Origin of the sequence: Bradyrhizobium sp. AS23.2 (assembly GCF_001908185.1) — a bacterium.
Lineage (GTDB): Bacteria > Pseudomonadota > Alphaproteobacteria > Rhizobiales > Xanthobacteraceae > Bradyrhizobium.
Map to the genome: position 1 here is coordinate 1 of NZ_LGHM01000310.1, position 3,063 is coordinate 3,063.

Here is a 3,063-nt window from a genome sequence, read left to right on the forward strand (position 1 = left end):
CTGCTGCGGGCGCCGCCACCGGGGCGCGAGGCCTCGCGGGTACGCTGGGCGGCCTCCGATTCGACCTTGCGGACAGCCTCTTCCAGCGACAGCCGTTCGCGGGTGATCTCGGATTCGGAGAGCGGCGGCTGCACGCTGCGCAGCTGCGCGATCAGCGCCGTGCGCGCCCGTTCATAGAGCGCGCGACGGCTTTCGCCGGGAGCGTTGGGGTCCAGGGCGGCAATAGCGCGGGCGATCAGCGGATAGTAATCAGCCATTTCTACTCAACTATACGCGCGTCCCGGTAAGAGATCGTTAAGCCTCAAACGGATTTTGCACCAGGATAGTATCCTCGCGTTCGGGGCTGGTGGAAAGCAGCGCGACCGGACACCCTACCAATTCCTCGATCCGGCGGACATATTTGATGGCCTGGGCCGGCAGGTCAGCCCAGGACCGCGCATTGGCGGTCGGCTCCTTCCAGCCCTCGATGGTCTCGTAGATCGGCTCGACCCGGGCCTGGGCGCCCTCGCCGGCCGGGAAATGGTCGATCTCCTTGCCGTCGAGCTTGTAGCCAGTGCAGACCTCGATCGAATCGAAGCCGTCGAGGATGTCGAGCTTGGTCAGCGCCAGGCCGTTGATGCCGCAGGTCCGGACCGCCTGGCGGACCAGCACGGCGTCGAACCAGCCGCAGCGGCGGGGACGGCCTGTATTGGTGCCGAACTCGCGGCCGCGCTCGCCGATCTTGCGGCCGATCTCGTTGTCCTGCTCGGTTGGGAACGGGCCCTGGCCGACGCGGGTCGTATAGGCCTTGCACAGGCCGAGCACGTATCCGACCGCGCCCGGTCCGAGGCCGGCGCCGGTCGCCGCCTGCGCCGCCACCGTGTTGGACGAGGTAACGTAAGGATAGGTGCCGTGATCGACGTCGAGCAGCGCGCCCTGCGCGCCCTCGAACAGCATGCGCTTGCCCTCGCGCCGCTTGATGTCGAGCAGCCGCCACACCGTCTCGGCATAGGGCAGCAGCTCCGGCGCCAGCGCGCTCAGTTCCTTGAGGATCTGCTTGCCGTCGAACTCCGGCAGGCCGAGGCCGCGGCGCAATGCGTTGTGGTGAGCAAGGAGCCGGTCGATCTTGTGCGGGAGCGTGTCGAGGTCGGCGAGGTCCATCAGGCGGATGGCGCGGCGGCCGACCTTGTCCTCATAGGCAGGTCCAATGCCGCGGCGGGTGGTGCCGATCGCGGTCGCCGCGCTGGCGGATTCGCGATGCGCATCAAGCTCGCGGTGCAGCGGCAGGATCAGTGTGACGTTCTCGGCGATGCGTAGATTGTCCGGCGAGACCGCGACGCCCTGCGCCCGCAGCTTGGTGACCTCGTCGAGGAAGGCCTGCGGATCGAACACCACGCCGTTGCCGATCACCGACAGCTTCTGGTCGCGCAGCACGCCGGACGGCAGCAGCGCCAGCTTGTAGGTCTTGCCGTTGATGACCAGTGTGTGGCCGGCGTTGTGGCCGCCCTGGAAGCGAACGACGATGTCCGCCTGCTCCGACAACCAGTCGACGATCTTGCCCTTCCCTTCGTCGCCCCACTGGGCGCCGACGACGACAACGTTGGCCATTCGCGGGTAATCCCTATTCAATCTGTCCCTAAGAGGCATGATCCTCGCGGAAAACCGGTGCCCACTTTTCCGGGATCATGTCTGCGCCCAGCCTAATCCGCGGCCCAAGGCCGCTCGCACGCGAGGCAGTCAACCGGATAAAGGAAGCAGCCTCTCTAGGCAAGCAAGAACGGGGCTTTTTCGGGGCCCAGGGCCCAGCTCAAGCCTTTGATATCCCCTTAAAATCTTGCAACCTTCGCGATCCGCAGGCGGCCGGATTGACACGTATCAACCGTTCCGCCCCGCGATTGCGCCAAGGGATGGTTGTCACCTTCGCAGCTTACCTTCCGCCGGCGAGCCGGCCCGCATTTCGGACACACCGTGACCAAGCCACTGAACAGCCAGGCGAGCCATTTCTGGCGTACGTCGAGTGAAGCGCTCTGCGCGCAGCTCGGCTGCTCCTTGCAGGGCCTGACCGCGACGGAAGCGGCCGAGCGCCTCGACCGCTTCGGCCCGAACAGCGACGCCCCACCGCGCATCGAGGGTGCGGCGCGCGCGATCCTGCGCCGGCTGCTCGAGCCGCTGTCGCTGATCCTGCTGGTGGCTGGCATCATCTCGATGCTGACCGGCGACGGGATCGGCGGGCTCATCATTGTCCTGATTCTCGCGCTCTCGATCGGGCTCGACACCATCCAGGAGGGCCAGGCGGTCCGAGCTGCCGAGATCCTCCGCCGCTCGGTGGCGCTCAAGGCCGAGGTCAGGCGCGACGGCGCCTTCCGCGAGGTCGACGTCGATCAGGTCGTGCCCGGCGACGTCCTGCGCGTCCGCTCCGGCGACATCATTCCGGCGGACGCGCTGATCCTGGAGAGCACGGCCTTCACCGCGGGCGAAGCCGCACTCACCGGCGAGCCGTATCCGGTGCCCAAGCGCGCCGGCGCCACGTCCGACCCGGACGACACCTCGAACGCGCTGTTCCGCGGTGCGGTGGCGCAAACCGGCGAGGCGATCGCGCTCGTCGTCAGGACCGGCCGGGACACCGTGTTCGGAGCGGCGGCCTCCGCGCTTGCCGAAGCACAGGCGCCCTCGCCCTTCGAGCGCGACCTGCGCGAGTTCGGCCTCGTGATCGCGCGCGCCACGCTGGCGCTCGTGCTGGTCGTGCTCACCGTCCGTGTCGCGTTCGGCCGCCCGGTGCTGGACTCGCTGCTGTTCGCGGTCGCGCTCGCCGTCGGGCTGACGCCGGAGCTGCTGCCGATGATCACCACGGTGACGCTGTCGCGCGGCGCGCTGCGGATGGCCGGCCGCAAGGTGATCGTGAAGCGGCTTGCCGCGATCCATGATCTCGGCGCCATGACCGTGCTGTGCACGGACAAGACGGGCACGCTGACATCGGCCGAGATCACGCTCGCCAGGAGCCTCGATGCCGCCGGCAAGGACGACGTCCGCGCCGCGCAGCTCGGCGCCATCGCGGCATCGCTCGGCGGCGATCGCGGCTCGCTC

The 3,063-nt window shown here is 68.2% G+C and carries 2 protein-coding genes and 1 pseudogene; 1 reads left to right on the forward strand and 2 read right to left on the reverse strand.

All coding sequences use genetic code 11. The annotated features are described in order from the left end of the window. Positions 1 to 257, reverse strand: a pseudogene (locus tag AC630_RS41665) (hypothetical protein); the annotation flags it as partial. A gap of 37 nt (positions 258 to 294) precedes the next feature. Next, positions 295 to 1,587, reverse strand: coding sequence for an adenylosuccinate synthase (locus AC630_RS41670; protein ID WP_074124232.1), 1,293 nt, complete (start codon positions 1,585 to 1,587; stop codon positions 295 to 297). 360 nt (positions 1,588 to 1,947) lie between these two features. Here AC630_RS41670 and AC630_RS41675 point away from each other — a divergent pair. Then, positions 1,948 to 3,063 (forward strand): HAD-IC family P-type ATPase (locus AC630_RS41675; RefSeq protein ID WP_143198754.1); only part of this gene is annotated, 1,116 nt, incomplete at its 3' end.